Source organism: Microbacterium sp. Root280D1, from assembly GCF_001428975.1.
In the GTDB taxonomy this organism is placed as follows: Bacteria; Actinomycetota; Actinomycetes; order Actinomycetales; family Microbacteriaceae; genus Microbacterium.
Genome location: NZ_LMJK01000001.1, coordinates 461,335 through 487,896 on the forward strand (window position 1 = coordinate 461,335; position 26,562 = coordinate 487,896).

Annotated in this window: 22 protein-coding genes; 9 read left to right on the plus strand and 13 right to left on the minus strand. The window is 68.3% G+C overall.

Annotation, left to right across the window (positions count from 1 at the left end; all coding sequences use genetic code 11):
* Positions 1 to 59: 59 nt before the first annotated feature.
* The 8 genes from ASE34_RS02350 to ASE34_RS02385 all read right to left on the minus strand — a co-directional run bounded on the left by ASE34_RS02350 (position 60) and on the right by ASE34_RS02385 (position 10,278).
* Positions 60 to 965 (minus strand): DUF4231 domain-containing protein, encoded by a 906-nt coding sequence (locus tag ASE34_RS02350; protein WP_056276141.1) that lies wholly within the window; start codon positions 963 to 965, stop codon positions 60 to 62.
* A gap of 299 nt (positions 966 to 1,264) precedes the next feature.
* Positions 1,265 to 2,176: a metallophosphoesterase gene (locus tag ASE34_RS02355; RefSeq protein ID WP_056276144.1), complete on the minus strand. Its 912-nt coding sequence runs from the start codon at positions 2,174 to 2,176 to the stop codon at positions 1,265 to 1,267.
* Positions 2,177 to 2,216: 40 nt separating this feature from the next.
* Positions 2,217 to 3,254 (minus strand): LacI family DNA-binding transcriptional regulator, encoded by a 1,038-nt coding sequence (locus tag ASE34_RS02360; protein WP_056276147.1) that lies wholly within the window; start codon positions 3,252 to 3,254, stop codon positions 2,217 to 2,219.
* Entirely contained in the window at positions 3,251 to 5,044 is a 1,794-nt protein-coding gene (locus ASE34_RS02365) for an ABC transporter permease (RefSeq protein WP_321163930.1), read from the minus strand. The genes ASE34_RS02360 and ASE34_RS02365 overlap by 4 nt, the downstream gene beginning before the upstream one ends.
* A 79-nt stretch (positions 5,045 to 5,123) precedes the next feature.
* On the minus strand, positions 5,124 to 6,140 hold the full coding sequence (locus tag ASE34_RS02370; RefSeq protein ID WP_056276150.1) for an ABC transporter ATP-binding protein: 1,017 nt from the start codon (positions 6,138 to 6,140) through the stop codon (positions 5,124 to 5,126).
* 46 nt (positions 6,141 to 6,186) lie between these two features.
* Positions 6,187 to 7,263, minus strand: a complete 1,077-nt coding sequence (locus ASE34_RS02375) for an extracellular solute-binding protein (RefSeq protein WP_056276152.1) — start codon at positions 7,261 to 7,263, stop codon at positions 6,187 to 6,189.
* Positions 7,264 to 7,538: 275 nt separating this feature from the next.
* The gene (locus ASE34_RS02380) at positions 7,539 to 9,245 is read right to left on the minus strand and encodes a dipeptide ABC transporter ATP-binding protein (protein WP_157538064.1); all 1,707 of its coding nucleotides are present in this window, start codon (positions 9,243 to 9,245) and stop codon (positions 7,539 to 7,541) included.
* A 124-nt stretch (positions 9,246 to 9,369) separates the two neighbouring features.
* Entirely contained in the window at positions 9,370 to 10,278 is a 909-nt protein-coding gene (locus ASE34_RS02385) for a LysR family transcriptional regulator (protein WP_053098431.1), read from the minus strand.
* A 132-nt stretch (positions 10,279 to 10,410) separates the two neighbouring features.
* On the opposite strand from ASE34_RS02385, the gene ASE34_RS02390 reads away from it, so the two are divergent.
* Entirely contained in the window at positions 10,411 to 11,724 is a 1,314-nt protein-coding gene (locus ASE34_RS02390; protein WP_082586529.1) for a glucarate dehydratase family protein, read from the plus strand.
* Entirely contained in the window at positions 11,721 to 12,701 is a 981-nt protein-coding gene (locus tag ASE34_RS02395) for a 2-hydroxyacid dehydrogenase (RefSeq protein WP_230101235.1), read from the plus strand. Before ASE34_RS02390 ends, ASE34_RS02395 begins: the two co-directional genes overlap by 4 nt.
* A 36-nt stretch (positions 12,702 to 12,737) precedes the next feature.
* On the opposite strand, the gene ASE34_RS02400 is transcribed toward ASE34_RS02395, so the two are convergent.
* Genes ASE34_RS02400 through ASE34_RS02415 form a run of 4 tightly spaced genes read right to left on the minus strand, consistent with a single transcriptional unit; the run spans position 12,738 to position 17,016 of the window.
* A complete protein-coding gene (locus ASE34_RS02400) occupies positions 12,738 to 13,463 on the minus strand; it encodes a sulfite exporter TauE/SafE family protein (RefSeq protein ID WP_056276155.1) in 726 nt (241 codons plus the stop codon).
* 7 nt (positions 13,464 to 13,470) lie between these two features.
* The gene (locus tag ASE34_RS02405; RefSeq protein WP_053098433.1) at positions 13,471 to 14,436 is read right to left on the minus strand and encodes an ABC transporter permease; all 966 of its coding nucleotides are present in this window, start codon (positions 14,434 to 14,436) and stop codon (positions 13,471 to 13,473) included.
* Positions 14,429 to 15,418 (minus strand): ABC transporter permease, encoded by a 990-nt coding sequence (locus ASE34_RS02410; RefSeq protein WP_053098434.1) that lies wholly within the window; start codon positions 15,416 to 15,418, stop codon positions 14,429 to 14,431. Before ASE34_RS02410 ends, ASE34_RS02405 begins: the two co-directional genes overlap by 8 nt.
* A gap of 29 nt (positions 15,419 to 15,447) precedes the next feature.
* Entirely contained in the window at positions 15,448 to 17,016 is a 1,569-nt protein-coding gene (locus tag ASE34_RS02415; protein ID WP_053098435.1) for an ABC transporter substrate-binding protein, read from the minus strand.
* A gap of 259 nt (positions 17,017 to 17,275) precedes the next feature.
* Between ASE34_RS02415 and ASE34_RS02420 the strand changes: the two genes are divergently transcribed.
* The 4 genes from ASE34_RS02420 (at position 17,276) to ASE34_RS02435 (ending at position 22,248) form a co-directional block, all read left to right on the plus strand.
* Positions 17,276 to 18,253: a 2-hydroxyacid dehydrogenase gene (locus ASE34_RS02420; RefSeq protein WP_056276158.1), complete on the plus strand. Its 978-nt coding sequence runs from the start codon at positions 17,276 to 17,278 to the stop codon at positions 18,251 to 18,253.
* A 116-nt stretch (positions 18,254 to 18,369) separates the two neighbouring features.
* Positions 18,370 to 19,305: a 5-dehydro-4-deoxyglucarate dehydratase gene (locus tag ASE34_RS02425; protein ID WP_053098437.1), complete on the plus strand. Its 936-nt coding sequence runs from the start codon at positions 18,370 to 18,372 to the stop codon at positions 19,303 to 19,305.
* Between the two features lie 37 nt (positions 19,306 to 19,342).
* The gene (locus tag ASE34_RS02430; RefSeq protein WP_056276161.1) at positions 19,343 to 20,929 is read left to right on the plus strand and encodes an aldehyde dehydrogenase (NADP(+)); all 1,587 of its coding nucleotides are present in this window, start codon (positions 19,343 to 19,345) and stop codon (positions 20,927 to 20,929) included.
* The gene (locus ASE34_RS02435) at positions 20,926 to 22,248 is read left to right on the plus strand and encodes an enolase C-terminal domain-like protein (RefSeq protein ID WP_056277646.1); all 1,323 of its coding nucleotides are present in this window, start codon (positions 20,926 to 20,928) and stop codon (positions 22,246 to 22,248) included. The genes ASE34_RS02430 and ASE34_RS02435 overlap by 4 nt, the downstream gene beginning before the upstream one ends.
* Positions 22,249 to 22,267: 19 nt before the next feature.
* Here ASE34_RS02435 and ASE34_RS02440 read toward each other — a convergent pair whose 3' ends face one another.
* Positions 22,268 to 23,776 (minus strand): SulP family inorganic anion transporter, encoded by a 1,509-nt coding sequence (locus ASE34_RS02440; protein WP_056276164.1) that lies wholly within the window; start codon positions 23,774 to 23,776, stop codon positions 22,268 to 22,270.
* Positions 23,777 to 24,100: 324 nt separating this feature from the next.
* On the opposite strand from ASE34_RS02440, the gene ASE34_RS02445 reads away from it, so the two are divergent.
* From ASE34_RS02445 to panB, 3 genes are read left to right on the plus strand one after another with little or no spacing between them, the layout of a single operon-like run.
* Complete coding sequence (locus ASE34_RS02445; RefSeq protein ID WP_056276167.1) at positions 24,101 to 24,826, plus strand: Rossmann-like and DUF2520 domain-containing protein; 726 nt, start codon at positions 24,101 to 24,103, stop codon at positions 24,824 to 24,826.
* Positions 24,823 to 25,689, plus strand: a complete 867-nt coding sequence (gene panC, locus ASE34_RS02450) for a pantoate--beta-alanine ligase (protein ID WP_056276171.1) — start codon at positions 24,823 to 24,825, stop codon at positions 25,687 to 25,689. The genes ASE34_RS02445 and panC overlap by 4 nt, the downstream gene beginning before the upstream one ends.
* Positions 25,686 to 26,555 carry a 3-methyl-2-oxobutanoate hydroxymethyltransferase gene (gene panB, locus ASE34_RS02455; protein ID WP_056276174.1) on the plus strand — a complete coding sequence of 290 codons (870 nt, stop codon included), beginning with the start codon at positions 25,686 to 25,688 and terminating at the stop codon, positions 26,553 to 26,555. The genes panC and panB overlap by 4 nt, the downstream gene beginning before the upstream one ends.
* The last annotated feature ends 7 nt before the right edge of the window (positions 26,556 to 26,562 follow it).

The following is a 26,562-nucleotide window of genomic DNA, read 5'->3' on the forward strand; positions in this document are numbered from 1 at the left end:
ACGGCCGTGGGCTCTCTCAACGAGGGGACTAACCCCGGCTGGGCGAACTAGAGTGCGTATCACCTGCCGCCTTGAATGCCTTTCCAATCCCGCACGTCCTGGGCGAGGACCCTTTTGAGTTGCGTGCTCAGATTCGTCGCGAGGCGTCTGCGAGCACGCCGTGACTTCGCTTCCCTCGAAGCGCGCTCATACTCGATGCGAATGGTCTGTAGCTCGTGCAGGACTTGAGACCGCTGAATCCACAGGTCTTTATGGTGAAAATGCTCGTTCCAAGCCAGGAGGACTGCGATGGTTGCTGAAGCGGCGGTGGTGCAGATCGCGATCAGATCTTGCAAAAGATTGTTCGAGGCCGAAGCGCTGATCGCACCGAAGACGGCGATCATCCCGGTGAGGACGGTAGTCCAGATAATGACCTTGGCTGCCCGCCGCTTGACCACCTTGCGGGTTCGATTGAACTCTCCCTCCCACCACTCCAGGTAGTAGAACATGGCGTCTAACGACTTGAGCATCGGATCAGGACGGGATGGCGGTCGCAGGCCATCCGAATTGTCCTTTGGTGAGGACTTTGAACCTCGAATCCCAGCGGCGACCGCCAATAACATCCCGACCGCAAGCAACGTCGCGGTTATCACCGCCCCATTGGATTGAATGAAGGGTTGGGTCTGCGTCCGTTTCACCATCTCTGTCGATTGCACGAAGACGGTAGCGGCACCCGCTGCGATGAGGAACGCGATCGCGTTCACTATTCTGGCAGCCGAGTCAACGGAGGCGAAGAATCCAATGAGGGAGGCCGCGATGACACATGCCAACACGGCAATCGCTGCGGCCCCTACGGAGTTATCGGGCACACGAATAATCAGTGGGGGACCCAGAAGCGCAATCGCGATAACCGCGATGGATGCCAGCCATCCGCGACGGTTCGCAGAGAACCCTGCGAAGAGCGCGGATCGGTCCTTAGTGCTCATCTCGATCTCCTTCGAATCGGGTGCAGAGCGAAAGCACCGCGGCCCACGCGATCGTACTACTTGAGCTCGCCGATCAGTCGCTTTCGTATCGGTCGGCTGCTCACGCTTATCCCGACGACCCGCGCCACGTGTCCTTCGACTAACGCCGTCGATGCAAACCACGCACTGGGTTCGCGAGCCGCGAACGCGGCCGACGAATGCGCGCGTCCAGCGTCGGTCGGACTCGGCGTGAGCCCAGCGCTGAGCAGAATAGCGGGACGTTTCGCCTCGCTTCGCCCTAGACGACCGCGGGTGGTGCCCTACACCCGCTCCCGCCAGCTAATCCCCCGCCCAGCAATCCGCCTCCCAGCCTCTTCCGCCGCGACCGGCTCCCCGACGTCTGCCCCGACCTCGAGCCCCACGACCGAGTGCACGATCGTCCCCTCATACACGTGCACGAGGTTGTACCCCTGCGCCGCATCCTGCCCCCGGGTCGCCCCGACCGGCTGAGCCAGATCCTGCCCGTAGGCACTCGACGACGCGGCCGCCACCGGAATCCCGGCGAAGGTACCGAACGACGGGTGATGCACGTGCCCCGACAGGATCCCCCGCACATCCGACCCCGCCAGCACTGCAGCCAACGCCGCCTGCTCGCGCAGCTCGACAGTCACCGCGAGGTCGAGCACCGTCGGCAGCGGCGGGTGATGGATCAGCAGCAGCGAACCCTCCGGCGCCGGTGTGGCCAACTCCGCCGCAAGCCACGACAGTTGCGCCCGATCGACCCGCCCCCAGTGTTCCCCGGGAACGGTCGAATCCAGCACGATCACCCGCATCCCGCCGAACCACCGCACCTCGACCACAGCATCCGAACCGGCACCTGCGGTACCGGAAACCGGCGTTTCAAGAGCAAGCCCCAACTCCGCCCGCATCGCCCCACGCTCGTCGTGGTTGCCCATGGCCCACACGACCTCACAACCCAGCGCCTCCACCGCCGGCGCCACCAGCTCCCTCAACCGCCGATACGACGACGCGTCTCCCCGATCCGCGAGATCCCCCGTGAACAGCAACGCGTCAGGGCGAAGCCCCGAAGACACCAGCCGCGACAACACAGAAGACAGGTTTGCATCGGCATCCGCCCCACTGCCATACAGCGGCGCGCGTTCACCGGGAAGGTGCGTATCGGAGATGTGCACGAAGGTGTGCGATGGGTGAGAGTGCTCGGTGAGGATCATTTCTCTTCCAGTGAGACGACGAACAAGTACAGGACAGAAGTCAGACGGGAGCGGCGGTAGACCCGGGCACGAGAGTTCCGACGAACGGCTGCCGCACGGTCTCCGCAGAATCCGACTCAGCATCCGATCCCGAAAGCAACCGCTGCATCGTCTCCACAGCCGCGGCCGCGACGGCCTCGACCGGAATCCGCAGTGTCGTCAGACCCAAGAGGTCAGCCCCGGGCAGGATGCCATCGCACCCCGTCACGCTCACGTCGCCGGGCACAGCCAACCCCGCAGTACGCAGAGCGCGCATGACCGCGAGCTGCCGATAGTCCGACGCGCACATCGCAGCTGTGGCCCCATCGCGCACGGCATCCAGCGCCTCATCCACTCCATCGGTCGGCGCCGCTCCCGCAGACACCCGAGTCACCGATGCCCCGCCTGCGACCAACGTCGACTCCATCGCCGATGCCCGCAGATGCTCAGCGAACGAGACATCCTCCGCGCCAGAGAGCACCACAACCCGACGGTGCCCCAGCGACAAGACATGCGAGGCCAGCATCCGCCCGTGCTCCGGATCGTCATAGTGCGCGGTATGAATCCCCTCGGCCGTCTCGACCCGCCCCGCGCGCACGATCGGCACCTGGTCGGCGAACGGCTCGAGCTGCGCGGCCGTGATGCCACCGGTCGCGACGATGAGTCCGGCGACGCGCATCCCGAGCAGCCGGTGCAGCGCATTGACCTGCTCGGCACCCTGCACGTCGGCGCCGATCGTCACGGTCACGAGGTCGAGGCCACGCCTGTGCGCTTCATCCTGCAGCCGCGAGAACAGCAGACCGTAGGCCGGGTTGCTCGCGTCGCGCAGCATCAGTCCGACGGTTCCGGTGCGCCCGGCGGCGAGCTCGGCGGCCATCGTGTTGCGCACGTATCCGAGGCGCTCGGCCTCGGCGAGGATCCGCTCCTGGGTCTCGGGCGCGAAGCGCCCCTCGCCCTTCAGCGCCCTCGTCGCGGTCGCCCGCGACACTCCGGCGGCCGCGGCCACATCGCTGACCGTGACGCGCAGCCCCGGAGCATCCGAAGGCGATGCACCACTCACGCGCGGGCCTTCTTGGCCTTGCGGGGCGCTCCGGCGCGCGAACCTCGTCCATACACGAGATACATGGTGACACCCATGATGATCATCAGCAGCACTGTGTAGACGAACGTGATCGGCATCGCATCGAGATTGTTTTCGCCGCGCGTGCTCTCCTGAATCGCCACACCCAGCGGCTTGAACAGCGGGTGGTAGAGGAAGATCGCCGCGTCATAGTCGTCGAGCAGGCTGTTGAAGTTCAGCGCCGTGATCGCCGCGGCCGTCGGCAGCACCAGCGGCACCAGCACCTTGCGGAACGTCGTCAGCGACTTCGCACCGAGAATGCGCGAGGCGTCTTCGAGCGAATCGGGAACGGACGCGAACCCGGCCTTGAGCAGGCGCAGCGTGAACGGGATCTTCACGCAGATGTACGCGATGAGCAGCAGGATCGGCGTGCCGGTGAGCACGAATCCACCCACGATCGCCCGCGGCTCGTCGAACGCGGTCACCAGGGCGAGCGCGATCAGCACGATCGGCAGGATCCACGGGATGTGCAGCACGTACTCGATCGCGGTGGTCAGCAGGTTGCGGTGCTTCTGCAGCATCCGCGCCACGAACAGCAGACCGCCGACCACGACCAGCGAGGCCACGGCGCTGTAGACGACGCTGACGATGAACGGACGGATCGCCTCGGCGCTCGAGAACACGGTGACGTAGTTGTCGAGCGTGAAGCTGTCGAGGGTGATCGACCCGGCGAGGATGCTGCGCGCATCGACGAACGAGAAGATCACGATGAGCACGACCGGGATCAGGTAGATCACCCACAGCAGGTAGGCGATGACGTGCACGACGACGTTCGCGAACGGGTTGCGGATCTTCTGCTTCTGGATCGGAGTCGCCACCTTCGCGACCGAGAAGTACACGCCCGACTTCTCGAAACGGTTCATGACCGCGAGCAGGATGATCGTCGCGATGCCGAGCACGATCGCCAGCAGCGCGGCGATGTCGCGCGTGATGGGGCTGCGCGAGAGGTCGATGATCAGCGGCGCGACGGTCTGGAAGTCGGGCCCGCCGAGCACGAGCGGAGCTGTCAGCGCCCCGAGCCCGATCAGGAACGTCAGCACGGTGACCGCGAACAGCATCGGCTTCATGACGGGCAGCACGATGCGGCGCAGGATCGTCCAGGTCGACGCTCCCATGAGCTTCGCCGCCTCGATCGACGCGTAGTCGACCTTGCCGAGGGAGGAGGAGAGGAACAGCATGTGGTTCGTCGTGGTCGCGAACGTCATCACGAAGACGACGGCGAAGTAGCCCGAGAACCAGTCGCGGTCCATGTCGGGCCACCAGTTGACCATCATGTTCGTGAAGAACCCGAACCGGCCGTAGATGAAGTTGTAACCGGCGGCCAGCACGATGCCGCCGTAGATCAGGGTCGTGGCATAGCCGAGCCACAGGATCTTCGCTCCGCGCACCTGGAAGTACTTCGTCACCAGCACGATGAACACACCGACCACGTTGACCGTGATCGACAGCGTGACCGCCAGCAGGAAGCTGTTGCCGAGGGTCTTCAGTGCACGCTCGCTGCCGAACAGCTTCTCGACGGCACGGATGCTGAACTGCCCGTCGGGGAAGAACGTGACCCCGAGCAGAGCGGCGTTGGGAAGTACGAGGAACGCCGCGGCGAACCAGATCACGATGATGCCCGTGATCCAGGCGAGGGGCGAGCGCAGCATCGCCTTCACGCTGCCGGGGCGCCCTCTCTTGTTGAGCCGCGGTCCCGCCGTCTGACCCTCGACGACAGCTTCGGTCGTCAAGGAGCCGGCTTCTCCGGTCACGGCCGCTGAGGGCGGGACCGCGGGGTGTGAGGGGTTCTGGGGGTTCTGATCCGACATGTCACGCCGCCGGATACTGCAGGATCCAGCGCGGGTCCACGTCGACCCGCACCGCGTCGCCGGGGTTCCACTGGCGCGCGCTCGCCGCGGCGGGAACGCTGACGCGCAGCGCAGCATCCTCCGCCGTCACCGTGTAGACGCTGTGGCTGCCGTGGTACGTGCGGTCGACGATCGTGCCAGCGAGCGACGCGGATGCCGTCGAGCTGTCGCCCGCCTCGGCGAGATGCAGCTTCTCGGGTCGCACGTAGCTCTCGGCCGTGGCGTCGAGTCCGCCGCCGAGGCTCGTGATCTGCGCCGGGCTGAGACGGTTGTTCTCGCCGATGAAGCGGCACACGAACGGCGTCGCGCTGCGGTCGTAGATCTCTTCCGGCGTGCCCACCTGCTGCAGCGTTCCGGCGTCGAGCACGGCGATGCGGTCGCTGAGCGTGAGCGCTTCTTCTTGGTCGTGCGTGACGTAGACCGTGGTCACGCCGACCTCGTGCTGCAGGTCTTTCAGCTGTTCACGCAGCTGCACGCGCAGCTTGGCGTCGAGGTTCGACAGCGGCTCGTCGAGCAGCAGGATGCTGGGGGTCAGCGCGAGAGCGCGGGCGATGGCCACACGCTGCTGCTGCCCGCCCGAGAGCTCCGAGACGTTCTTCTCGAGCTGCGAAGGCGCGAGGCCCGTGCGGTCGGCGATCTCGTCGACGCGGCGGCTCTGCTCGGCCTTCGACGTCTTCTGGATCGACAGCCCGAACGCGATGTTCTCGCGCACGTTCATGCTGGGGAAGAGAGCGTAGTTCTGGAACACCATCCCCACGCCGCGCTTCTCACTGGGCACGCGAGTGACGTCACGGCCGTTGATGTGGATGCGACCGCCCGTCGGCTCGACGAACCCGGCGAGTGTGCGGAGGGCGGTGGTCTTGCCGCATCCGGACGGACCCAGGAGGGTGAAGAACTCACCCTCCTGGATCTCCAGATCGAGGTGCGAGACCGCGCGGTGATCGCCGAACGCGACCTCGACATCTTCGAAACGGATCATGGTGTCTTTCCGGCTAGTGCGAGAGGAGGGGTGGTGTCGTGCGAGATCAGCCGATGTACTCGAGCGTGACCTTCTCGACCCAGGCACCGAGGTTCTCGCTCACGAAGCCGAAGTCGATGTCCTGACGGTCGAGGGTGCCCATGAGCTCGACGACCTCGGGGTTGGCCTGCTCGACCGCACCCTCGTTGACGGGCATCGAGTTGAACTCGGCCGCGAACTCGCCCTGCACCTCGGCGCTGCCGAACCAGTCGATGAACTCCTGGGCCTTCTCCTCATTGCCGGTGCCGTTGATCTGCGCGATCTGCTCGGTGACATACGGCACGCCGTAGTCGGGCACGATCATGCCGGTCTTCGTGCCGTACTCCTCGTCGCGCGCCGCGATGCCGCTCGAGGGCAGCACGCCGTAGTCGATCTCGCCACGCGTGATGCGGGCGTAGAGGTCGGTGCCTTCGACCGCGGGCGATCCGTTTGCGTAGTACGACTTCACCAGGTCCCAGCCCTCGTCGCTGACGCCGAGGTCGCCGTCTTCGTCGAGGTGACGCGACAGGATGCTGGCGAGCACGAGCTGCGGGGTGGCCTGGCCGAGCGCCGGGTTGACCTCGTAGCGGCCCGCGTACTCCTCGTCGGTCCAGAGGTCCTCCTCATCGGAGGGGGCGTCGGTGATGGTGTTCTCGTCGTAGACCGTGACGATGGCCTGCTCGACGAGCGGCCAGAACGCTCCGTCAGCGGGGTCGCCGGCATCGGCCGGGACCTCGCCGCTCCAGTCGGGCTCGTAGGCGGCGATCGCCTCTTCGGCCTTGAGCTGCTCGAAGAACATGTTGTTCAGACCGAACACGACGTCGCCGACGGGGTTGTTCTTCTCGGCGATGATGCGGTTGGTGAGGTCGGCGCCGCCGAGGCCCACGATCTCGATGTCGATGCCGGCATCCGCGGCCTTTTCGGTGATCCACTCGCCACGGCCGTCGCTGTTCGAGTTCGTGTAGACGATGAGGGTCGCATCCGACCCGCCGTCGCTCGAACCACCGTCGGACTCGGTGCTGCCGCCTGCGCAGCCGGTCAGGGTCACGGCCGCCACCGCAGCGATTCCCAGGAGAGACCAGCGCTTCTTTCGGATGTCGACCATGGTCGCCTTTCTCGTCATCGAGGTATGTCTGATCCGACTTTACCGCGATTTTGTGGTTTACGTACAACGATCTGTCTGATTCTTAGCCGCGTTCGCGCGACCGCACTCAAGATAGGCGTCCGAGGTGAACGCACGGGGAGTGGGAAGTGAACTGTCGACGCTTCGCCTCGCCTGACGCCTGACGCCTGTGCGGTGGGTGGTCAGTTTCGCACCTGAAGTGGCCGTAAGAGATGCGAAAGTGACCACTCGCGCGCGGTCGAACCGAGGGCGACGCGTCAGGCGGAGAACGCCGGAACGGCCTCGATCAGCATCCGCGTGTACTCCTCTTGCGGAGCCGTGAAGATCTGCGCGGCATCGCCGCACTCCACGAGCTTGCCGTGCTTGAGCACGGCGACGCGGTCGGCGGTCTCGGCGACGACACCGAGGTCGTGCGTGATGAAGAGGTAGCTCAGTTCGCGCTCGCGCTGCAGTTCGTCGAGCAGTGCCAGGATCTGCGCCTGCACCGACACGTCGAGCGCCGAGACGGCCTCGTCGAGCACGAGGAACTCCGGGTCGAGCGCGAGAGCGCGGGCGATGGCCACGCGCTGCCGCTGGCCGCCGGACAGCTCGTCGGGGAACCGACCCAGCATCCCGTCGGGAAGAGCGACCTGCTCAGACAGCTCGACGGCGCGCTTCGACCGCGACGACCGGTCGCCCTCGCCGAACGACAGCAGCGGCTCGGTGATGAGCTGCTCGATCGTCATGCGCGGATTCAGGGAGTCGAACGGGCTCTGGTAGACCATCTGGAACCGCCGCCGCAGCTGACGCAGCTTCTCGCCCTTGAGGTGGGTGATGTCCTCGCCGGCGAACGAGATGGATCCCGAGGTCGGCTCCTCCAGCCGCAGCACGAGCCGCGCGAGCGTGCTCTTGCCCGACCCCGACTCGCCCACGACAGCGAGCGTCTCGCCGCGGCGCACCTCGAGAGAGACGGCGTCGACGGCGGTCAGCGTGCGGCGCTCGCCCTCGCCCTTGGGCAGCGGGAAGACCTTGGTGAGCTCGGAGACCCGGACGATCGGCTCGCCGCCGAACTCGATGCGGGCCTGGGTGGATGCCGTCCGCCGCTCATGTGCACTCAGCCGCGGTGCGGCGGCGATGAGCTTGCGGGTGTACTCGTGCGTCGGCGCGGTCATCACCTGCGCGGCAGGACCGGAGTCCACGATCTCGCCCTGCTTCATGACGACGACCCGGTCGGCCCGCTCGGCCGCCATGCCCAGGTCGTGGGTGATCAGCAGGATCGCGGTGCCCAGCTCCTGCGTGAGGTTCGCGAGGTGGTCGAGGATCTGCTTCTGCACGGTGACGTCGAGGGCGCTCGTCGGCTCGTCGGCGATGATCAGGCTCGGCTGCGCGGCCAGCGCTCCCGCGATCAGCGCGCGCTGCTTCATGCCGCCCGAGAACTGGTGCGGATACTGCTTCGCCCGCTCGGCCGGATACGTCAGTCCTGCCATCTCGAGCAGCTCGACGGCACGATCATGCGCGTCGTGCTTGGTCGCGAGTCCGTGCACGAGCAGCGGCTCCGCCACCTGCACGCCCACGCGTCGCACCGGGTTGAGAGAGAGTGCGGGGTCCTGGGGGACCAGCCCGATCAGACGGCCCCGGATGCTGCGCCAGCGGCGCTCGCTCAGCGGGATCAGGTCTTCGCCGTCGAACTCGATGCGCCCGCCGGTGACCTCGGCGTTCGGCGCGAGGAGGTTCATGATCGACTGCGCGACCGTGCTCTTGCCGGATCCGGACTCGCCGACGATCGCGACCACTTCACCGCGGCCCACGCTGAGGTTCACCCCGCGGACCGCATCGACCTCGCGGTCGCCGATGCGATAGGCGACGCGCAGATCCTCGACGCGCAGGATGTCGTCACGCGCGGCGGGTCGACCGCCGGGTGTCGGTTTCACGGCCTCACCGAGTCGGGCGGACTCATCGGCGGTCGCGGCGATGTCCTTCGGCATGCGTCCTCCTCGTCGAGCACGGGTCGTGTCATCAGCACTGATCATCTTCTCGTTCACGCTAGGCGTGGGGATTCATCCCGATCAAGCACTACATCGGCATTGGGCAATGCGCCCACTGCATAGATCAGTCGTCGTGATCCACGTCGTCGATCAGATTCAGCAGACGCTCGACGAGGGGATTGTGCGATTCGGAGTTCCACGCGATGTCGAGCTCGACGCTGTTCACCCGCGACGACGGATCGGCCTCGCTGATCGGCAGCAACGTCACGGTGTCGGGAGAGATCCGCTCGGCCGACTGCGGCACGAGCGTGAACCCGATGCCGGCGCTGACCATCGCCAGCAGGGCGGGCACCTGCCCGGCGTACTGCACGATGTGCGGGTGCACCCCGCTCGCCACGAACATCGACAGCAGCAGGTCGTGGAAGTAGCGCGCGCCGCTCGGGGAGTACATGAGCAGCGACTCGTCCTTGAGGTCGATCAGCTTCACGGGCTCGGCGCGCTGCGCCAGTGCCGAGTCGCTGGGGAGCGCCACTGCCAGCCGCTCGCGGTAGACCGCACGGCTGCTGATCTGCGGTCGGGCGAGCAGTGGCCGCATCAGGCCGATGTCGACCGTGCCCTTCTCGAGCTCTTCCACCTGGTCGAGCGAGACGAGTTCGCGCAGCAGCAGGGTGACGCCGGGCAGCTCGGCCGACGCGCGCCGCAGCAGATCGGGCACCACGGCCTGCCCGGCCATCGCGGTGTAGGCGATCGTGACGGTTCCGGCGGCGCCCTCACCGACCGAGCGCACGTCCGAGACCGCCTTCGCCGCGAGGTCGATCAGGCGCCGCGCGTTGGGCAGCAGCGCGCGCCCGGCCTGAGTCAGCGCGACGCGACGGCTGGTGCGATCGAAGAGCCTCGTCGACAGCTCGCGCTCGAGCTGCTGGATCTGCCGACTGAGCGGCGGCTGCGTCATCTTGAGCCGGGTCGCGGCCGCACCGAAGTGCAGTTCCTCCGCGACGGCGATGAAGCATTCGAGCTGTACCAGCGAGATCATCGATCCACTCCCGACATCAATCAGTGCGAGTTTTGGTTTGTCCGCGCATCTGTCCCCACCATAGTGTCGGAGAAACTCGATGACGCGGAATCCGTCGAAGCGGAGTCCCGGAGTCTCACCAACGGAGGCGTGATGTCCGAAGAGCTCCTGCTGTCTGTCCCGGCTGCCACGCGGTTGTCCGAGAACGCGGTGCGGTCCGTCCGCATCACGCCGGTCGCATTCCACGACCCGCCTCTGCTCAACACCGTCGGCGTGCACGAGCCGCTCGCGCTGCGCGCCATCGTGCAGGTGACCACCGAATCGGGCGTCGTCGGACTCGGCGAGACCTACGGCGACAGCGCGCACCTGCAGCGATTGCGGGTCGCCGCCGACGCCGTGCTCGGCTGCGACGTGTTCGCCACGAACGACCTGCGAGCGCGGGTCGAGCGCAGTGTGGCCGGCGACGGCGTGCAGGGCGGACACGGCATGTCGGGCATGGTCACCGGCACGAGCACCGGCGACCGCGTGCTCTCGCCGTTCGACGTGGCCGCCATCGACATCCGCGGCAAGCTGCTCGGCATGCCCGCCAGCGAGCTGCTGGGCGGACGCGTGCGGGATGCCGTTCCGTTCAGCGGCTACCTCTTCTACAAGTGGGCAGGGCACCCGGGTGAGGTGTCCGACGAATGGGGCGAGGCGCTGACGCCGGACGGCATCGTCAGACAGGCGCGTCGCATCGTCGACTCCTACGGATTCACAGCGCTCAAGCTCAAGGCCGGTGTCTTCGCGCCCGACGACGAGATCGCCGCGATCCTCGCGCTGCGCGAGGAGTTCCCCGACCACCCCCTGCGCATCGATCCGAACGGCGCCTGGACCGTCGAGACCTCGCTGCGGGTCGCCGATGCGCTGAAGGACGTGCTCGAATACCTCGAAGACCCCACCCCGGGTCTCGAGGGCATGGCCGAGGTGCGCCGCCACGCCGACCTGCCGCTCGCCACCAACATGTGCGTCGTCGCGTTCTCGCACATCGCGGATGCCGTGCGCCTCGGTGCGATCGACATCGTGCTCTCCGACCACCACTTCTGGGGAGGTCTCGAACGATCCCGGCTGCTCGCCGGCTTCGCCGAGACTCTCGGGTGGGGACTCTCGATGCACTCGAACTCGCACCTCGGGATCAGCCTCGCGGCGATGACCCACCTCGCTGCGGCCACCCCGGGCGTCGGCTATGCGTGCGACACGCACTGGCCGTGGAAGCGCGAGGACGAAGACGTCATCGCGCCGGGCGCACTGACATTCCGCGACGGATCGCTGGCGGTGCCGACCGCACCGGGCCTCGGCGTCGAGCTCGACCCGGAGGCGCTGGCGCGGCTGCACAGGCAGTACCTCGACGGAGGCATCCGGGAGCGCGACGACACCGGCTACATGCAGCGCGTCGATCCCGGATACGTGCTCGAGAGCCCCCGCTGGTGAACGCGCCGCTGCGCATCGCGGTCACCGATCCGATCATGTCGGCGTTCGCCGACGATCTGCGCCGCACCGCGCGCCCGCACGAGTGGGTGTTCGCCGACCTTGACGTGCCCGGTTCGACGCGAGCGGCGATCGAGGGCGCCGACGTGGTGATCTGCTCGCGGCTCACGGTCGCCGAGATGGCCGGCGCCGATCACGTGCGACTCGTGCATGCGACGGGTGCGGGCGTCGACCGGGTGGAAGCCGGTGCCGTGCCCGACGATGTGCCGCTGTGCAACACCGGTCACCACGGCGCCGCGATCGCCGAGCACGTGATCATGACCGCACTCATGCTGCGCCGTCGCGCGATCGACGCCGATGCCGAGATGCGTCGGGGGGAGTGGCGGACGATCGCGACGGCAGGCGCCCCGTACCATCGCTCGCTCGCCGGCAGCACCCTCGGACTGGTCGGCTACGGCGAGATCGGCCGCTCCGTCGCCCACCTCGCGAAGGTCTTCGGCATGCGCGTGGTCGCGATGCGCCGGCATCCGGACGCGGGCGGCCCCGGAACCGAGCTGCTCGATCAGGTGTACGGCGAGGATCAGCTGCATCCGCTGCTGCGGGAGAGCGATGTCGTCGTCGTCACCGCGCCGCTCACCGAGAGCACGCGAGGAATGATCGATGCGGACGCGCTCGCGCAGCTGAACCCCGACGCCCTGGTCATCAACGTCGCCCGCGGGGCGCTCATCGACGAGGACGCACTGTTCTCGGCCCTCAGCGAGGGACGCATCGGGGGAGCGGCGATCGACGTGTGGTGGGATGCTCCGCAGGGTGCCGAGGCGCCGCCGGTCGTGCAGAGATTCGCCGCGCTCGACCGTGTCGTGCTGACCCCGCACCACTCGGGTCATGCCCGCGAGGTCTTCACGGCGCGGGCCGCCGACATCGCCCACAACATCGACCTGCTCGACGCGGGCCTCCCGCTCGAGCGTCAGGTGCGCTGAGGCGGCTCGCCGTGGGCGGGTCGCTTCGGCATCCGCTCAGCCGAGCTCGAACAGGCGGGTGACGATCAGCGTCACCGCGCCGAGGGCGGATGCTCCGAGAGCGATCGCGCGCGTGCGCCGGCGGTTGAGGAACCTGTTCACGAACCGCGACAGCACCACCCCGGCCACGGCGAACGGCGCCATCCAGGCCGCCGTGGCGAGCGCGTGCGTCGGCACGGCGCCCCACAGGAACAGGGCGATGAGCGACAGCGATGATCCGACGAGGAAGAACGCCGACATCGTGCCGCGCAGCCGCGGCCCGTCGGAGCCCTGCCAGATGATCGCCATCGGCGCCCCTCCGACCGACGTGGTCGTGCCCATGACGCCAGACAGCGCCCCGGCCACCGCCTGCGTCGTCCTCGTCACTCTCGGGCGCCAGCCCCGCAGCGAGACGACGACACCCAGCAGAACGACGACCGCGACCGCCCAGGAGAGCACGGTCGTCGACATCACGGTGACGAGACCCGCGCCGACGACGGTCCCGGGCACACGCCCCGCCAACGCCCAGCCGGCCCCGCGCAGATCGAGCGCCGCGCGATCCATCACCGCCACGATCAGCGTCACGACCATGGCCAGCATGATCACGAGCACCGGCAGCAGCGTCGTGTCGATCAGGGCGATGAAGGGTGCGGCCAGCATCCCCATTCCGAAGCCGATCGAGCCCTGCAGGCAGCCGGCGACGAGGATGATGGCCCCCAGCAGCACGAACTCGAGCGGCGTCACCGCGGACTCAGCGACGCGGGGCGATCGAGCCGATCACGCGACGGCGCTTCTTGCTCTGCAGACGCCAGCGCTGACCGGGATCGGTCGCGAGACGCAGCCACGCGGCCAGGACGTTCGCGCACACCGTGGTGATGACGATCGCGAGACCGGGGAGCACCGACTGCCACCACGCCTCGGCGAGGTACTGGCGTCCCTGCGAGACCATGAGGCCCCAGCTGACATCGGGCGGCTGGATGCCGATGCCGAGGAAGCTCAGCGACGACTCGGCCAGCATCACGTAGCAGAACTCCAGTGTCGCCAGCGTGACCAGCGTGGGCAGGACGTTCGGGACGATGTGCCGGAAGACGATGGCCTTGTTCGTGGCTCCGAAGTTCGTCGCGGCATCGACGAACATCCTCGAGCGCAGCTCGGCGGCATCCGCTCGCGCCGTGCGCAGGTACAGAGGGATGCGGGTGATCGCGAGCACGAGCACGATGTTGGCCGCACTCGGGTTGAACACGTACAGGATCACGACGGCGAGCAGCAGCGAGGGGAAGCTCATGATGACGTCGGCGATGCGCATCGACACCGACTCGCGCCATCCGCGGTGGAATCCGGCCCACATGCCCCAGATCGAGCCGACGACCGCCGAGACGACCACGGCGGCCGCCGCGACACCGAGCGTGGTTCCCGCCGCGGTGATGATGCGGGCGAGCAGGCTGCGACCCAGCGAGTCGCTGCCGAGGACGTACTCCCAGCCGAGCTGGAAGCTGAACGGCGGCATGTTGCGCGCGCCGAGGTCCTGTCGCTGCGCCATCTCGCCGAACAGCGGCGGACCGATGATCGCGGTGAGCACGATGAACGACAGCACGATGGCGGCGGCGGTGGCGACCTTGTCCTTCAGCAGCAGCTGCCAGAGGTTGGCGCGACCCGACGAGCGGGCTCCGCGCGCCTTCTGCGTGAGGACGGTGACGGTCGATGCGTTGTCAGACATTCGTCAGCACCTCTGCCTTTGTGTCGGAGAGTGCCCCGGGACCGCGGCGACGGGCCTTGGCTCCCGAGGTCGGCCGCACGCGGGGATCCAGCAGCGCGTAACCGAGGTCGATGATGATGTTGAGGGCGAAGATCGCCAGAGCGGTGATGAGCACCGCGGCCTGCAGCACCGCGAAATCGCGCTGCAGGATCGAGTCGATCATGAGCTTGCCGATGCCCGGCCAGCCGAAGATCGACTCCACCACGACCGCGCCGTTGATGAGGCCGACGGTCAGGTCGCCGGCGACGGTCAGGGCGGGCGCCGCGGCGTTGCGCAGCGCGTGCTTCGAGACGATGTGCATCTGGCCGGCGCCGCGACTGCGGGCGACCTGGATGTACGGCTGCCCGAGCACGGTCACCATCGACCCGCGGATCACCTGCGCGAGCACCCCGACCGGTCGCAGCATGAGCGTCGCGACCGGCAGGATCCAGACGAGAGCGCCGGAGGTTCCGGATGTCGGCAGCCAGCCGAGGGTGATCGCGAAGATCCAGATGCCGAGGATCGCCACCCAGAAGTCGGGCACGCTGGCCGCCGTCATCGAGAAGAAGCTCACGATGCGGTCGGCGATGCCGTTCGGCTTCAGCGACGCCCAGCTGCCGAGCACGATGGCGATGACGATCGCGAGGATCATCGTCACCGCGGCGAGCTGCAGGGTGGCGGGGAAGGCGCGCAGCGCCATCTCGGCGGCGGGTTCCCCGGTGCGCAGCGACTGACCGAAGTCCAGCTGCAGGACACCGAGGAAGTAGTCGCCCATCTGCTTCCACAGCGGCTGGTCGAAGCCGTTGCGCGCGGCGAAGTCCTCGCGCATCTGGTCGGTGGCGTTCAGCGGAAGGTACAGCTGCGACGGATCGCCGGTGAGACGGGCGAGCACGAAGACACCCAGTACGACGGCGATCAGCGGCAGCGCGCTCTGCAGGATCCGTTTTCTCAGGTAGGTCCACATGGTCGCCCGCCTCTCACTCTCGCTCGCGGTCAGCCCGCGAGCGAGACCTCCTTGATGCGCAGCTCGTCGCCGGTCGACGAGTTGGGCTCGTACGTCACCCGGTCGGCGAGACCGAGCATGACCGTCTGGTGCGCGATCGGGGCGAGGGCCACGACGTTCTCGCGCTCGTAGGCGAACACGTCCTCGTAGGCCGCCTGACGCTCATCGCCGGTCAGGGTGCGGGCCGTGTTGATGAGCTCGTCCAGACCCGGGTCGCCGAACTCGGCCTGCGCACCGCCCGTGAGCATGTACTGCTCGACCGTGAACTGCGCGTCACCCGCCTGGTTGCCGTGCTGGATGAGCATCGAGATGGGGCCCTCGTTCGTGACGAACGGGCTCAGTTGGTACTGCAGGTGCTGCGTGGTGTCGACCATGCGGAGCTCGACGTTGAGGCCGGCGGCGGCGAGCTGCTCGCGCAGGACCTCGCCGAGCTCGCTGACCTTCGGGAACTGCGCGGTGCGCACCGGCATGAGGATCTTCGTGTCCGTCGGGACACCGTCAGCCGCAGCCTCCTCGACGAGGGCCTTCGCCTTCTCGGGGTCGTACTCCCAGGGCTCGAGGTCGGAGTTGAAGCCGACGATGCCCTCGGGGATCAGCTGCGCGGCGACCACGTCGCCGTCGGGGTAGAGGGAGGAGACGATGCCCTCGCGGTCGATCGCGTAGTTGATCGCCTGGCGGATGCGGATGTCGTCGAGCGGCGCCGTCTGCCCGGAGAAGCGCAGTGCGATCGTCTCGTTGTTCGGGTAGCTCACGCCGAAGTCGCCGATGCCGTCCTCGGCGCTGAGGCCGAGGGCGATGTCCGCCTCGCCGCTGGTGATCATCGCGGCACGGACGGTGCCCTCCGACCGCCACTGGTACTCGACCTCGGCGAACTGCGGAGCGTCGCCCCAGTAGTCGTCGTTGCGGTCGAGGGTGAGCTTCGTGCCGGCCTGCCAGTCGCCGATCGCGTAGGGGCCGGTGCCGATGGGCTCGCGCACGAACTCGGTGTTCGAGGTCTCGGGGGAGACGATCTCGATGAACGAGAGCTTCAGCGGGAGGATCGGGTCGGGGCTCGGGGTGGTCACGGTGAGGGTGGTGGCATCGGTGGCGGCGACCTCGAGGTCGTCGTCACCGAAGATGTAGCCCTCGACGTTGCAGCCGAGGTCGCCGTTCACGGCGCGGTCGATCGAGTAGGCGGCCGCTTCGGCGTCGAAGGGGGTGCCGTCCTGGAACGTGACGTCGTCGCGGACGGTGAACGTCCACTCGGTGTCGCCGGTCTGCTCCCACTCGGTGGCGAGCAGCGGCTCGAGCTCTCCGGTCGACGGGTTGCGCTCGACGAGCGGCTCGGTCACCGTGCTGCGCACGACCACACCCGTCGAGGTGAGGTTCGCGTCGCATGCCTCGAGCGTGGGCGGCTCCTGCGTGAGCACGACGCGGAGGGTGTCTTCGGTGCCACCCTCGCCGCCGCCTTGCGACTCCGAGTTCGCGACCGAGCAGGATGCGAGCAGTGCGATCGACGCGATTCCAGCGGTGACGGCGGACGCGCGGGCCGCTCTGCGTCGGGGGGAAGAAAGCTTCATCGGTTCCTCCAGGTAGGGGACGGCCGAGGCCCAGAGTGGTCGTCGGCTCGTTCAGAATGTCGCAGACCGCTTCCCGAGCGTCAACCGATGCGCGGCACGCATCGGCGGGCGGAACCGGGGCTCGGCGCTCGGCAGCGGTGGAGCGACATGCGGCGATCCGCGGGATTCCGCCGTTCTCGCCCGATGAATACAGCGGACGCATCAATCCATGCAACTTCGCTTATGGAACTGCATCGTTGACGGGTCGTAGTCTCGCGCCATGACGAACATCATCGATGCCCCCTCGCCCGTCGCTCCCGGCTCCGTCGCCCAGGCGGGGCCACTGCTCGACTCTCTCGAGCGGACGCTTCAGGACGAGTACTCCGTGGTGCGTCTTCCCGACGACCTCACGACCCTCGATCCCGCGGATGCCGCGAAGGTGCGCGCCGTCGTCACGAGCGGTCGCAACGGTGTCCCGTCCGCTCTGATGGCTGCGCTCCCGAACCTCGAGATCGTGACCAATTTCGGGGTGGGCTACGACACGACCGATGTGGCTCAGGCAGTCGCACGTGGCATCCAGGTCACCCACACGCCCGATGTGCTCACCGACTGCGTCGCCGATACGGCCCTCGGGCTCATGCTCGACGTGTTTCGACGGTTCGGGGCATCCGAGAGGTTCCTGCGCGAGGGCCGCTGGGAGTCCGGCGGCTTCCCGCTGACGCGTCGGTTCTCGGGCAGCACGGTCGGCGTGCTCGGCCTCGGCCGCATCGGGCAGGCGATCGCCCGGCGCGCGGCAACCTTCGACACGACGATCCTCTACACGACCCGCCGCCCGGTCGACGGAGTGCCGTGGGAGCACGTGGCATCCGCCGTCGAACTCGCACGCCGATCGGATGTGCTCGTCATCGCGGTTCCCGGAGGAGCCGCGACCGAGGGGCTCGTGGATGCCGAGGTCATCCGGGCGCTGGGACCGGACGGGTTCCTGGTCAACATCGCCCGCGGCTCGGTCGTCGACGAGGACGCGCTGATCGCCGCTCTCGAGGCCGGTGAGATCGCGGGGGCGGGTCTCGACGTGTTCGCGCAGGAGCCGCACGTGCCCGAGCGGTTGATCCGCGACGATGTCACGCTGCTGCCCCACGTCGGCAGCGGAACGCACGAGACCCGGCGCGACATGCGAGACCTCACGCTGGCGAACCTGCGGGCGTACCTCGCAGGCGAGCCGCTCCCGACGCCGGTGCCGGAGATGTCTGCGCTTTGATGCAGGCGGCGCATTGATCTATCCACCATTTGGTTTGTAGGCGCATCGTTTCTCGCATAGCGTGACGATTGTTCAGATCCGAGCCGGACACCGGCGCGACACCCCAGGAGTGCACCGTGGCACGATTCACGCCCACCGAGCTGGCCGACCACCTTCGCGAAGGTCTCCTCTCGTTCCCCGCGACGGCATTCACGCCGGAGCTCGAGTTCGATGAGAAGCGCTACCGCGAGCACGTCGAGTGGCAGGCCGGATTCGGCGTCGCCGGTCTGTTCGCCGCCGGCGGCACCGGCGAGGGCTTCAGTCTCGATGCCGCAGAGTCGGCCGCGGTCGTCCGCGCGGCCGTGCAGGCATCCCGACCCGAGGTGCCGGTGCTCGCGTCGGCCGGAGGCTGGACCCGCAACGCGATCGCGAACGCTCGCGCAGCCGAGGAGGCCGGTGCCGAGGGCATCCTCGTGCTGCCCCCGTATCTCACCGAGTGCGACCAGCCGGGTCTCGTCGAGCATGTCTCGGCGATCGCCGCAGCGACCCGTCTCGCGATCATCGTCTACAACCGGGGCAACGCGATCTACTCGGCCGAGACGATGGCGATCCTCGCCGACCGACACGAGAACGTCATCGGCTTCAAGGATGCGACGGCCGACATCGAGCACCTCGCCTCGGTCTACGTCCGCAACGGCGAGCGGCTGTTCTACCTGGGCGGGCTGCCGACGGCGGAGACGTATGCGCTGCCGCTGCTGCAGATGGGCATGAGCACCTATTCGTCCGCGATGTTCAACTTCGTTCCCGAGTTCGCCCTCGAGTTCTACCGTGACGTGCGTGCCCAGGACCGAGTCGCGGTGACCGAGAAGCTGGGACGCTTCGTGCTGCCGTACATCGCGATCCGCGATCGGGGCCGCGGCTTCGGCGTCTCGATCGTCAAGGCTGGGCTGCGTCTCACCGGACACGGCGTCGGACCCGTCCGCCCGCCGCTGCACGACCTGTCGGAGCAGGATGACGCCGACCTCCTGCAGCTTCTCGATCGCGCCGGGCTGCTCGAGTCCGTCCCCGTCTGATCCTCACCATCCCCACCCTCGACTCAAGGAGAGTGACATGACCGTTCCCGTCCTCACCGGGCATTCCTCGATCGCCGGACGCTCCGTCGCCGGCACCGGCTCGGCACTGCACGCCATCGCGCCCGACACCGACGAACAGCTCGATCCGCCCTACTCGCAGATCGACGTCGACCAGCTCCGCGAGGCGACGGCGGCCGCCGCAGAGGCATTCGTCACGTTCTCGCGCCTCGAGCCCGAGGCCCACGCAGCCTTCCTCGAGACGGTCGCGGAGGAGATCGAGGCGATCGGCGACACGCTGATCGAACGGGCGATGCAGGAGACCGGGTTGCCGCAGGCGCGTCTTCTCGGGGAGCGCGCGCGCACCACCGGGCAGCTGCGGCTGTTCGCCGAGGTCGTCCGAGCCGGCGAGCACCGAGGCGTGCGCATCGATCCGGCGCAGCCCGACCGCACGCCGGTGCCCCGCGTCGACATCCGTCAGCGCAAGATCCCTCTCGGGCCGGTGGCGGTGTTCGGGGCGTCGAATTTCCCGTTCGCATTCTCCACCGCCGGCGGCGACACCGCATCCGCCCTCGCAGCCGGCTGCCCGGTCGTGTTCAAGGCGCACAGCTCGCACCCCGGCACGAGCGAGCTCGTGGCGGCGGCGATCGCGCGTGCCATCGACGCCCATGGACTCCACCCGGGAGTCTTCTCGCACATCTTCGGCCCGGGCCGCAGCGTCGGACAGGCGCTCGTCTCCGACCCCGAGATCCAGGCCGTCGGGTTCACTGGCTCCCGCGAAGGCGGTCTCGCCCTCGTGCGCGCCTCGCAGGCGCGGCCGGTGCCGATCCCCGTCTACGCCGAGATGAGCTCGGTGAACCCCGTGTTCATCCTGCCCGGCGCTCTGCGCGGCGATGTCGGAGCACTCGCCGCGGGGTACGTGCAGAGCGCGACCGGATCCAGCGGGCAGCTGTGCACGCAGCCCGGAATCGTCTTCGTCCCGCGGGGCGAGCAGGGCGACGCCTTCCTGCAGGCTGTATCCGAGGCGCTGCGCGCGGCCACAGGGCAGACCATGCTCTCGCCGAGCATCGCCGCCGCGTGGCTCGAGGGCGTCGAGACGAGGGACGCCAACGCCGAGATCCTCGCGCGGGGATCCGACGGAGAGGGTCCGCATGCCCCCGCGCCGGTGATCCACGCCGCCGACCTCGGATCGTTCGAGGAGAACCACGTGCTGCACGAGGAGATCTTCGGTGCGGCATCGCTGGTGGTGCGGTACGGCGATGTCGCCGAGCTGGTGCAGGCGGCGTCGCGTCTCGAGGGTCAGCTGACGGCCACGCTGCAGCTCAGCGCGGACGACAATGAGCTCGCGGCGGCGCTGCTGCCGGTGCTCGAGCGCAAGGTCGGACGCATCCTCGCGAACGGCTGGCCGACCGGGGTCGAGGTCGGGCACGCCATGGTTCACGGCGGACCGTTCCCGGCGACGAGCGACTCGCGCACCACGAGCGTCGGGACTCTCGCGATCGAGCGCTTCCTGCGGCCCGTCGCCTATCAGAACATCCCCGACGAGCTGCTGCCCGAGGCGCTGCGCGACGCCAACCCGTGGCACGTCCCGCGCTTCATCGACGGGCGGCGCGAGGCGTCCGCATGAGCGCCGTTCCCACCGTCGACAGAGTCGAGGTCGTTCCGGTCGCCGGCCACGACTCGATGCTGTTGAACCTCTCGGGCGCGCACGGGCCGTTCTTCACCCGCAACATCGTCATCGTGACGGATTCGGACGGACGCGAGGGTCTCGGCGAGGTCCCCGGCGGAGAGCCGATCCGCCGCACCATCACCGAGGCCGGCGAGATGCTCTCGGGTCAGCCGGTCGGCCGATACCGTTCGCTGCTGCGGTCGATCGCTACGCGCTTCGCCGATCGCGACGCCGGTGGCCGCGGGCTGCAGACATTCGACCTGCGCACCACCGTGCACGCCGTCACCGGCATCGAGTCGGCGCTTCTCGACCTCCATGCGCAGCACCTCGGCGTGCCGGTCGCCGAACTGCTCGGCGACGGTCAGCAGCGCGACAGCGTGCCGATGCTGGGCTATCTGTTCTTCGTCGGCGATGCCGACAGGACCGACCTCCCCTATCTGCGCGAGAGCGGCGACAGCTGGGAGAGCGTGCGACGCGAAGAGGCGATGACGGCCGAGGGCGTCGTGCGCCTGGCCGAAGCCGCCCAGCAGCGGTACGGATTCTCGGACTTCAAGCTCAAGGGCGGCGTCCTCGACGGAGGGACCGAGGCCGACGTCGTGATCGCCCTCGCCCAGCGCTTTCCCGAGGCGCGCATCACGCTCGACCCGAACGGCGGGTGGCTGCTGGAGGATGCGGTGCGCATCGGTCGACGACTGCGCGACGTGCTCGCCTACGCCGAGGACCCCTGCGGTGCCGAGGGCCGGTTCTCGGGTCGAGAGGTGATGGCCGAGTTCCGGCGGCGCACCGGACTGCGGACCGCGACGAACATGATCGCGACCGACTGGCGAGAGATGGCGCACGCGATCCGATCGGATGCCGTCGACATCCCGCTCGCTGACCCGCACTTCTGGACGATGGCAGGGTCGGTGCGCGTCGCGCAGCTGTGCAACGACTTCGACCTCACATGGGGCTCGCACTCGAACAACCACTTCGACATCTCGCTGGCGATGTTCACGCAGGTCGGTGCGGCCGCGCCCGGCGAGATCACGGCACTCGACACGCACTGGATCTGGCAGGACGGTCAGCAGCTGACGGTCGATGCGCCGCAGATCCGCGACGGCGCGGTGCGCGTGCCCGACCGGCCGGGACTCGGTGTGACGATCGACCGCGTGCGGCTCGCCGAGGCCCACGAGCTGTATGTCGAGCACGGGCTCGGCGCCCGCGACGACGCGATCGGCATGCAGTACCTCGTGCCCGACTGGCAGTTCGACAGCAAGCGGCCCGCCCTCGTGCGCTGAGGCGCGTCCGGGTGGATCGCTACTCGAACCCGCCGGTCAACCGTCCCCGCATCCGCTGACTGCTCTCGTTCATCCCGACGATCTCGACGCTCTTGCCGAGCGCTGCGTACTTCGTCTCGATCGCATCCAGAGCGGCGACGGTCGACGCATCCCAGATGTGCGATCCCGAGAGGTCGATCACGACATGCTCGGGGTCGTCGGGGTACTCGAAGAGGGTGGTCAGGTCATTGCTCGAGGCGAAGAACAGCTCGCCGTTCACGACGTAGCGCGCGACGTCGCCCGAGACCGCGCGTTCGACCGAGCGCTCGACCGACACGAAGTGCGCCACGCGGCGCACGAACAGCACGGATGCGACCAGCACCCCGCCGACGACGCCGACCGCGAGGTTGTGGGTGAGGAGCACGAGCACGACGGTCGCCACCATCACGAAGGTCTCGCTCTTCGGCATCCGCTTGAGGGTCGACGGCTTCACGCTGTGCCAGTCGAAGGCACCGATCGCGACCATGATCATCACGGCGACGAGGGCGGCCATGGGGATCGTGCCGACGAAGTCGCCGAACACGACGACCAGCAGGAACAGGAAGATGCCGGCGCAGAACGTCGAGATGCGGGTGCGCGCCCCGGACGCCTTGACGCCGATCATGGTCTGGCCGATCACCGCGCATCCGCCCATGCCTCCGAAGATTCCGGAGAGCATGTTCGCCACGCCCTGCGCCCACGACTCGCGCGTCTTGTTCGAGTGGGTGTCGGTGATCTCGTCGACGAGCTTGGCGGTGAGCAGAGACTCCATGAGCCCGACCAGCGCGACCCCGAGGGCGAACGGAGCGATGATCGTGAACGTCTCCCAGGTGAGCGGCACGTTCGGGATGAACAGCTCGGGAAGACTCTTCGGCAGCTCGCCCTGATCGCCGACCGTCGGCACGGTGATCGCGAACGCCAGCACGACACCGGTCACGATGATCACCGACACGAGCGGCGCCGGCACGACCCTGGTGATCCTCGGCATCACGATCATCACGACGATCCCCAGTGCGACCAGCGGATACACCAGCCACGGCACGTCGATCAGCTGCGGGAACTGCGAGCTGAACACGAAGATCGCGAGCGCGTTCACGAACCCGACCATGACGCTGCGTGGGATGAATCGCATCAGCTTCGCGACGCCCAGCACCCCGAGGAGCACCTGGAAGATGCCCGCGAGGATCACGGTCGCGATGAAGTAGTCCATCCCGTAGGTCGGAGCGACCGGTGCGATCACGAGCGCGACGGCTCCGGTCGCCGCGGTCACCATCGCGGGGCGCCCGCCGAGGAACGCGATCGACACCGCCATGATGAACGACGAGAACAGCCCCACCTTCGGGTCGACGCCCGCGATCACCGAGAACGCGATCGCCTCGGGGATCAGCGCGAGACCCACCACCAGACCCGCGAGCACCTCGCGCGTCAGCATCCGCGGACTCTTCAGCGCCTGGAGGACAGTGGGATTCGCCCGATAGCGGGCGCGATCGTCGACCGCGAGTGCAGACATGGGGATGCTCCAGAGAAGGTGCCCGGGGATGGGGCAGACGTTCCAGCGTAAGACCTCGGTCTCGATGCGGAGGATTTCTGCAGTGCGGAGGGCGGATGCCGGGAATGGGCCCTCCGTATCGAGGATCCCCTCCGGATCGGTGGGGTCGCGGGAGGGTGGCGAGATCGCGAGGTCATTGCGAGCAGGGTTCTGCCTGTTCTGCGCAGCAGAGTGATAAGGGCTGGGCGCGTTCGGATTGTCAGTATGCTCCGAGATTTTGCGCGTACCCGGTCTCGGGCGGATACTCATCCCATCCGTGCCGCCCTTCTCGGCCGGGGAATCGACATGCACAGCACCCCTGCTCTCGCCCCTGACACGACCATCGCCATCGTCGGCGCCGGCCGTCTCGGCGGCGTTCTCGCCCGGGCCCTGCGCGCAGCGGGCTTCGGCGTCCGCGGACCGCTTCGTCGCGACGACCGGATGCCGGATGCCGATCTCGCGCTGCTCTGCGTTCCCGATTCGGCGATCGCGGCGGTGGCCTTCGCCGCGCGACCGCATGCTCGACTCGTCGCGCACGTCTCAGGTGCGACGCCGCTCGCCGACGTCGACTTCAGCATCCACCCGCTGCAGACCTTCACCGGCACCGAGACGCCCGAGGTCTTCCGCGGAATCGGCGTCGCAGTCGACGGCCGCACACCCGAGGCGCTCGCGGTGGCCGAGCAGCTCGCCGCAGCGCTCGGTGCGACACCCTTCCGCGTCGACGACGCCCACCGCGCGGCGTATCACGCGGCCGCATCCTTCGCCTCGAACTTCGTGCTCACGGTGCTCGACGCCGCCGAGCGCCTCGCGGCTCCCTCCGGGCTGGATCGCGCCCACCTCGCACCGCTCGTGCAGCAGACGGTCGACAACTGGGTGGCATCCGGCGCGGCATCCGCCCTCACCGGTCCGATCGCTCGCGGCGACGAGGCGACCGTCGCGCGGCAGCGCGCAGCATCCGCCGACGTCGCCGACCTCTTCGACGCACTCGCCGCCGCCACCCGAGCGGTCGCCGACAGAAAGCCCCGGTCATGAGAATCCTCCGTACGATCGCCGAGGTGCGCACCGCGGTTCGAGACGCCCGCGGTGACGGCGGGACTGTCGGGCTCGTCCCGACCCTGGGCGCCTTCCACGAGGGGCACCTCTCGCTCCTGCGCGCGGCGAGGGCGCAGAACGACCTCGTCGTCGTCTCGCTCTTCGTCAATCCGACCCAGTTCGCCGCGAACGAAGACCTCAGCACCTACCCGCGCGACGAAGCGCGTGACGCCGCGCTCGCTGAAGCGGAGGGCGTCGACATCCTCTTCGCCCCCGAGCCGGCCGAGATCTACCCCGACGGCTTCGCCACGAACATCCACGTGGCGGGCATCGCCGAGGTGCTCGACGGCGCGAGCCGCGGCCCCCACCACTTCGACGGCGTCGCGACCGTCGTCACGAAGCTGTTCGGCATCGTGCAGCCCGACGTCGCGTACTTCGGGCAGAAGGACGCGCAGCAGGTGCTCGTCGTCCGGCGGGTCGTGCGTGACCTGAACCTCGATGTGCGCGTCGAGGCGTGCCCCATCGTCCGCGAACCCGACGGACTCGCCATGAGCTCGCGCAACGTGTACCTCGACGCGGATGCACGCGCCCGGGCGACCGCGCTGAACCGTGCGCTCGACGCGGCGGATGCCGCGCACCGTTCGGGCGACGGGGACGGTATCGGCGATGGCGACGGCATCCTGTCCGCTGCCCGGGATGTTCTCGCCGAGGCGGGAATCGACGTCGAGTACCTGGAACTCCGGGATGCCGAGACGCTTCAGCCCGTCACCCGCATCGACCGCGACGCCCTGCTGCTCGTCGCCGCCCGTGTCGGCGCCGCCCGATTGATCGACAACCACCTGCTGAGAGGGTTCACGCCATGAGCGCCCACGCCGCCCCGACGAAGCGACTGACTCTGCGCGATCTCGACGCCAAGAAGCATGCCGGCGAGCCGATCGTCATGGTCACCGCGTACGACTTCCCGAGTGCGCAGATCGTCGAGGAGGCCGGCGTCGACCTGGTGCTCGTCGGCGATTCGGCCGCGATGACCGTGCTCGGCTACGACAGCACCGTGCCCGTCACGATCGACGAGATGCTGATGCTGACGAAAGCCGTGCGGCGCGGACTCACGAAGCCACTGCTCGTCGGCGACCTGCCCTTCGGTTCATACGAGGCGTCGGATGAGCTCGCCCTCGCGACCGCGCAGCGCTTCATCAAGGAGGCCGGCGTCGACCTGGTCAAAATCGAGCGCGGCGGCACCACGGTCGACCGCGCCCGAGCGCTCGTGAATGCCGGCATCCCCGTCGTCGGCCATGTCGGACGCACGCCGCAGACTGCGACCTCGCTCGGCGGATACCGGGCCCAGGGACGCACCGCCGAGGCGGCGCTCGCAGTGATCGATGACGCCCTCGCACTGCAGGATGCCGGAGTCTCGCTGCTCGTGATCGAAGCAGTGCCGTCCGAGGTCACCGCCGCTCTCGCGCCCCTGCTGCGCATTCCGCTGATCGGCATCGGAGCCGGAGCGGATGCCGACGGCCAGGTGCTCGTCTTCCACGACCTGCTCGGCATCTACGCCGGCGGGGCCGCCAAGTTCGTCAAGCGCTACGCCGATGTGCGCGGTGTGTCCATCGCGGGGGTCGCGGCCTATGCCGACGAGGTGCGAGGCGGGCAGTACCCGGCGCCCGAGCACGGCTACGGGATGCCCGAGGGCGAGGCCGCGCGACTGCGCGACCTGCTCGCGCGGCGGTAGGTGTCGG